The sequence below is a fragment of the Flavobacterium sp. MMLR14_040 genome, assembly GCF_033657265.1.
Classification (GTDB): Bacteria; Bacteroidota; Bacteroidia; order Flavobacteriales; family Flavobacteriaceae; genus Flavobacterium.
Map to the genome: position 1 here is coordinate 41,924 of NZ_JAWVWO010000032.1, position 6,354 is coordinate 48,277.

The 6,354-nt window shown below is 36.3% G+C and carries 6 protein-coding genes; 3 read left to right on the forward strand and 3 right to left on the reverse strand.

All coding sequences use genetic code 11. From position 1 onward, the window contains the following. The first annotated feature begins 10 nt into the window (after positions 1-10). A complete protein-coding gene (locus SD960_RS23165; RefSeq protein WP_318806250.1) occupies positions 11-1,504 on the forward strand; it encodes a RagB/SusD family nutrient uptake outer membrane protein in 1,494 nt (497 codons plus the stop codon). A 134-nt stretch (positions 1,505-1,638) separates the two neighbouring features. Then, positions 1,639-2,937: a glycosyl hydrolase family 8 gene (locus SD960_RS23170; protein WP_318806251.1), complete on the forward strand. Its 1,299-nt coding sequence runs from the start codon at positions 1,639-1,641 to the stop codon at positions 2,935-2,937. Positions 2,938-3,098: 161 nt separating this feature from the next. On the opposite strand, the gene SD960_RS23175 is transcribed toward SD960_RS23170, so the two are convergent. The 3 genes from SD960_RS23175 to SD960_RS23185 form a co-directional block, all read right to left on the reverse strand. Continuing rightward, positions 3,099-3,434, reverse strand: a complete 336-nt coding sequence (locus SD960_RS23175; protein ID WP_318806252.1) for a hypothetical protein — start codon at positions 3,432-3,434, stop codon at positions 3,099-3,101. A gap of 192 nt (positions 3,435-3,626) precedes the next feature. Next, positions 3,627-4,562: an aldo/keto reductase gene (locus tag SD960_RS23180; protein ID WP_318806253.1), complete on the reverse strand. Its 936-nt coding sequence runs from the start codon at positions 4,560-4,562 to the stop codon at positions 3,627-3,629. 146 nt (positions 4,563-4,708) lie between these two features. Next, positions 4,709-5,614, reverse strand: a complete 906-nt coding sequence (locus SD960_RS23185) for a helix-turn-helix domain-containing protein (RefSeq protein ID WP_318806254.1) — start codon at positions 5,612-5,614, stop codon at positions 4,709-4,711. Between the two features lie 235 nt (positions 5,615-5,849). Here SD960_RS23185 and SD960_RS23190 point away from each other — a divergent pair, with 235 nt between their 5' ends. Continuing rightward, positions 5,850-6,215 carry a transposase gene (locus SD960_RS23190; protein WP_318806255.1) on the forward strand — a complete coding sequence of 122 codons (366 nt, stop codon included), beginning with the start codon at positions 5,850-5,852 and terminating at the stop codon, positions 6,213-6,215. The last annotated feature ends 139 nt before the right edge of the window (positions 6,216-6,354 follow it).

A 6,354-nucleotide genomic window follows, 5' to 3' on the forward strand; every position in this document is an offset into this window, starting at 1 on the left:
TTTAGAGACGATGAAAAAAATTAAATATATACTTATAGTACTGTCAGGAGTTCTAAGCATAACTTCATGTGACACAAGCGAATTAGAATTAACTAATCCTAATACCTTATCGCCTGAAACTTTCTTTAAAACCGAAACACAGGTTCAGTCTGCCGTAAATGCTTCGTATGCAAATCTTCAGACAAGGGGACTCTATGGCAGAAATCTTTTTTTCGCCATGGATCTTATGGGCCATGATGCTTTAGGAAATCCGCAGTTGGAGGGTAACAAGAAACCTTTTCAGGATTTTTCTTTTAACGGAGGAAATGATATTATTCAATATTACTGGGAATCTTGTTACACAGGAATCTCCAGAGCCAATTTTGTACTGGATAACGAGCAGAAAATCAATGCTCTTCCAGATAATGTTTTATCTCAGGAAAAAAAGAACAAATATTTAGCAGAAGCTCATTTTTTAAGAGCATACTATTATTTTCTATTAGTAAGACGTTTTGGTGATTTACCAATTTATAAAACAGGTACTATTATTGGAAACGCAAGAAGCCCTAAAGCAGAGGTATATGCTTTGATTGAAGAAGATCTTGTATTTGCATCGCAAAATCTTTTGCCAAAAGCTTCAGAATCGGCAGGGAGAGCTAATAAAGAAGCGGCTTATGCACAATTAGGCAAAGTATTGTTATATCAAAAGAAATATAATGAAGCTTTGGCTGCTTTTAATAATGTTACAAGTTATAGCCTTGAAGACAAAGGCAATTTTTACAACAACTTTTTGGAAGAAACAGAACATGGTAAAGAATCGATTTTTGAGATAGAGTTTGACGAGAAAAATGGAACTGGTGATCAATGGGGAGCTGTTGGTGATAGCGGCGGAACGGGTTTTGAGGAGTCAACACTTAGAGGTCAGGAGTACGGAAATCTTAGCTGGTACAATGTTTATCCGTCAGATGAACTTTTAGATTCGTATGAAGCAGGTGATAATCGCTTTGGAGATACTTTTTATGTTCCTGGTTCATCTTATTTAAAAGGAACCAAGGTAATGGTAGCAAGTAATTTTACTACCTCTGCAGGTATTAGAAGAGCGGGTTGGAAAAAATATCAAAACTATTACACAAGAGAAGATGAAGCAACACGATCAAGCATTAACTTTAAAGTAATGCGTTATGCAGATGTATTGCTTATGAAAGCCGAATGTGAAAATCAAAGAGATGGCGGTTCGCAGACAGCGGCTATAGCATACATTAAAGAAGTCCGCGACAGAGCAAATTTGGCAACTACTATTGCACCAACTAAAGAGGCGGTTTTTACAGCAATTGTTCACGAACGTCAGGTAGAGTTTGCCGGAGAACAGTCTCGTTTTGATGATCTTATAAGATGGGGTATCGCCAGTACTGTTTTACAAGGAACGGGTTTTACTGCAGGAAAAAGCGAATTGTGGCCAATACCAAACAGGGAAACATCTTCTAATCCTAAAATAAAACCAAAAGATAATAATCCTGGTTATTAAGATAATTTAAATTTTGGTTAGTTTAAGTTAAGTTAGTTGGATAAACAGCGCATTTCACTGCGCTGTTTATTTGTTTACAGAGATGCAACTGATGAAAAACGAATTGCATTTTCAAATTTTAATTAAGTCAAAAAATGAAAAATACAGATAGAAAAAAACAAAGCTTGAGTTTAATTAAAATTTCAGCTTTGGTAATGATCTTTATGTTGACTGCTCCCACTTTAGTTACAGGGCAAAATAATAAGAAAACGGATATATCAGAACTCAAAAGACCTCAATATCGGAATCTTTTTAAAGAAGCAGGGTACAGCCAGACCGAAATAGACAAGAAATTAGCCAAAGCCTATTACGATGTTTTTGAAGGGCCGGATAAAGTTTATTTTGAAGAAGGTGATTCATTAGGATACGTCTCGGATGTCAAAAATAAAGATGCCCGTACCGAAGGAATGTCATACGGAATGATGGTTTCCGTTCAGCTCAATAAAAAAGATGTTTTTGATCGTCTCTGGAGATGGTCGGTAAAATACATGCAGCATCAGGAAGGAGCAAGAGAAGGGTACTTTGCGTGGAGTGTAAATCCAGAGACCAAAAAACAAAACTCTCCCGGTTCTGCTTCAGACGGGGAATTGTATTATATAACCAGCCTGCTTTTTGCTTCTAATAAATGGGGTAATGATACAGGAATAAACTACTACAAAGAGGCAAGAAGAATTCTGGATGCGATGTGGAAAAAAGACGGCACCGGCAATGTGCATAATATTATCAATACAGAACATAAGCAGATTTCATTTGTGCCGGAAGGAGGAGGTTACAATTGGACAGATCCTTCGTATCATGTTCCAGCATTTTACGAAATATGGACCTTGTATGCCAAAGACGGTCATGAGAAGTTTTATAAAGAATGTGCCGATGTTTCGCGTAATTTTTTACATAAAGCCTGCCATGCTGTGACGGGACTAAATTCAGATTATACCGAGTTTAACGGTGAACCCCATCCAACACCCTGGATGCCTCCGGGATTTCGTTATGATTCCTGGCGTGTTCCTATGAACATCGCAATGGATTATACCTGGTACGGAAAAGATAAGGAATGGCAGGAAGACTATGCCAAACGATTTCAAGATTTCCTTAGATCAAAAGGATTAAATACATTTAAAGATCAGTTTAATCTGGATGGTTCTGTTCCGGAGTTTATTCTTCAGGCCGGTCCGGTCAAAAAATTAAGACATTCGATTGGATTAGTAGGAACTGCAGCAACAGCATCATTAGTGAATAAAGATAAAGCAAGTATGGATTTTGTTCATGCTGTTTGGAATGCCAAACTTGAACCTTATGAAGACGGTTACTTTGATCCATATTATGATGGATTAATGTATCTTTTTAGTTTAATGCATCTTAGTGGAAACTACAAAATTATAGAGCCAAACGGTTAAATAAATTTTATAGTATGGATGTTTGTTGTATTGGTATCTTATTTTAAAGCACAAAGCCTTCTTTTTTTTTTTGAAAAAGAAGGCTTTGTGCTTTACTAAAAATCTTTATCGAAAATAAGCAAAGACTTGTCAATATATTTTGAAATGTTTGATACATTCAATTACTCGTTATCTTTATTTAAGTCATCTTTACTTTCATCATTGGTAATCGCATCATTTTTATTTACGATTTGTTCCGGATCTATTTTTTCTGGTTTGATTTTAAATTCGTCCTTATATTGATATGGATCTTCATCTCTGGCATAATTATCATTATCAACAAGAGTACTTTGGTCTATGTAATCAGGGTCACTCTCTCCAAATTCTGGTGTATTTTCTTTTTGAACGGTTTGATGTAATTGATCCTCGTTTAGGATGTTATTACCATCAACCAAAGTGTTTTGATCAATAAAATCGGGATCTGTTTGACCATATTCGGGGTTGTTTTGCTTTTCCATAACGTGGTTTTTTATAATTTACATATTACAAATTTACCATAGGTTCCATCCCAACTTCTTATAGAAAAATAAATTATAGTTGCATAATTTATATGTGTACATTTAAAATTAATCTTTACCTACTTTCTTTTTGATGGAGACGAAAAAAAAAGAGAATGATTTTAAAATTGTTAACAAAAATAAAAAAGCTACTTAGTGATTAACCATTTTCATTGCTTCTTCACTATATCTCTCTCCAATTATAGGATATCTATTGATTAACTCATTAATAACCGTAAGATCAGCGTTTGTCAATTTAACTTCAATCGCGCCTACATTCTCTTGTAGATAACTTGTTTTCTTGGTTCCCGGAATAGGAATTATATCTTCACCTTGGGCTAACACCCAAGCCAAAGCTAGTTGTGCGGGTGTACAAGATTTGGAAGCTGCAAATGCGACGAAATTTTCTATAAGCTTATTGTTGTTGTCAATATTTTCACTTTGATAACGAGGAAGCGTTCTTCTGAAGTCATCAATGGCAAGTGCATCCACATTAAGTTTATTGGTAACAAGACCTCGCGCCAAAGGAGAATAAGGAACAAGAGAAATACCAAGCTCACGAGTAGTTTTTAATATTCCGGTTTCGACATCTCTTGTGAGAAGCGAATACTCACTTTGAACAGCAGAGATTGGATGTATAGCATGTGCTTTTCTTAAAGAATTGGCAGAGACTTCGCTAAGTCCGAGATAGCGCACTTTACCTTCTTTAACTAAATCCGCCATTGCGCCAACAGTTTCCTCAATCGGGATATTTGGATCAACACGATGTGCATAATAAAGGTCAATTGTATCGATTTTCAAACGCTTTAGGCTCTGTTCAACTGCGACTTTCATCCAGGCAGGAGAGCCGTCAAAGTAGGTTCCCGAAGCACTGCTTGGGCCCGCAATTCCATCTTTAAAACGAAATCCGAATTTTGTTGCAATAAATATCTTATCGCGGTTAGGTACAAGAACTTTAGAGATGAGTTCTTCATTGGCACCGTTGCCGTACATATCGGCTGTATCCCAAAAGTTAACCCCCATATCAAGTGCCTTCTCCAGCGTAGCCAGACTTTCTTTATCGTCTGTTGGGCCATAAGCAAAGCTCATGCCCATGCAGCCTAACCAAGTGCTGATAATTCCTCACCTGTGTTTCCGAGTTTTCTGTATTCCATTTTTATCTAATTTTGTTTCTACAAATGTAAACCTGAAAACACAGTCGGGACTTATAGCGATCAAACAGTTAATTATAATATTCAAACAGTTGTTCTCAGTTGAGTTGGTGCCAATCCAGTGTGTTTTTTAAAAAAGAGTGTAAAATAAGAGGGATATTCAAAACCAAGGCTGTAGCCAATATCGGCAATATTCCAATCTGTATGTTGCAATAAGGTTTTCGCTTCTTTAATAATGCGCTCTGCAATATGAGCAGATGTAGTTTTTCCTGTAATTTCCTTTACCGAACGATTAAGATGGTTGATATGTATGGATAAAGAATTGGCATAATCTGCCGGATTTTTTAATTTTAGTTTAAGTGAAAGAGAGTCAATTGGAAACTGTCTTTCGAGCAATTCAAGAAACAAAGCCGATACACGGGAAGAGGCATTTGTATAAGTATGAAAATTTGCAACAGAATTATTTTTCATGGCCTCATGAATTATCAAATGCAGATAACTGCGCAGAATATCGTACTTATGAGGGTAAGTAGAGAGCATTTCGGCCTGCATCCTTATATATATGGCTGAAAGTTCCTTCAATTGAGCATCATCGGGAAAAAATATCGGATTGCATCCAATTTTGAATAAAGGCGAATCCAGTAAGCTATTCATGCGTTCGCTATGCTGTATGAAATCTTCGGTAAACAGGCAGTACCAACCTGACTGATCCTTAGATTCTGCTTCCCAGGAATAAGGCACCACAGGATTGGAAAAGAGTAGGGCGGGTTTGTCAATCTGGATCCATTTGTCGGCATAATAAATCTTGCCCTTGCCGATTATTAGGGAAATCTTGTAAAAATCCCTTCGGCTGTAAGGACTTACTTCAGCACAAGATTCTCGGGTAAAAACATTAATATGGCCGATTCCTGCATTATTAAGTGGTACATCTACGGGAGCATGGCTTGGCAGTCGTTTATAAAATTCGCTAACGGTTTCTGCTTGTTTCATTTCGTAAATTTATAAAAATAAACCTTAAAATAGTGGATGGCCCAACATCAAATTTATATGGTAAGGAGATGAGAAGATGTAAAACTAAGTGCTAAAGACTCAATAGAGAGAAAAGCGCCCCTTTAAGTGCCTTTGGCAATATGTCGGGATTAGGCTTAATTTAAAATGGGATCAACTCATATTGTTGTGGGGAAATATTAAAATGACGATTTTTGTATTTTAAAATTAAGTAGAAATGCAGGATTCTTTTATCGACCTTCTCAAGTTATTATTACCAGAAATAATAGTGGATTATTTTGAGCTTACCTCTTATGAAAAAGGAGATGAGATTCTTCATTTATATTTAAGAGAGATCAACTCGATTCCAAAAGAATACAGAGACTCTAAATTAAGCTCAAAGGGATTCTTTGAAGAAATAACGGTTCAGGATTTTCCTATTCGTGGTCATCAGGTATATCTTCACATTACTCGCAGAAGATGGCTTCAGGAAGATACTGGAAAAATAGTTTTTAGAGATTGGAATTTAGTAGCAGACGGAACTCGTGTAACTCAGGAGTTTGCGTCTTTTTTAAATGAAATCAATAGATTCCAGTCCCAATGATTGTAAAGCTATTGCTTCTTTCTATGGTGTTTCGGGTAGAAATTTACAATCTCAATATAAGGATTTTCTAAGTGATTTTAAGGCTTGGGACCAAAAATCACATGCTAAAAAATGGCTTGTTTTTCCGAAGAACATAGGG

Excerpts from the sequence above, each read along its gene's own strand:
- SD960_RS23190 (WP_318806255.1), top strand. The coding sequence starts at position 5,850 with ATGCAGGATTCTTTTATCGACCTTCTCAAGTTATTATTACCAGAAATA.
- SD960_RS23185 (WP_318806254.1), bottom strand. The coding sequence starts at position 5,614 with ATGAAACAAGCAGAAACCGTTAGCGAATTTTATAAACGACTGCCAAGC.
- SD960_RS23165 (WP_318806250.1), top strand. The coding sequence starts at position 11 with ATGAAAAAAATTAAATATATACTTATAGTACTGTCAGGAGTTCTAAGC.
- SD960_RS23175 (WP_318806252.1), bottom strand. The coding sequence starts at position 3,434 with ATGGAAAAGCAAAACAACCCCGAATATGGTCAAACAGATCCCGATTTT.
- SD960_RS23170 (WP_318806251.1), top strand. The coding sequence starts at position 1,639 with ATGAAAAATACAGATAGAAAAAAACAAAGCTTGAGTTTAATTAAAATT.
- SD960_RS23180 (WP_318806253.1), bottom strand. The coding sequence starts at position 4,562 with ATGAGCTTTGCTTATGGCCCAACAGACGATAAAGAAAGTCTGGCTACG.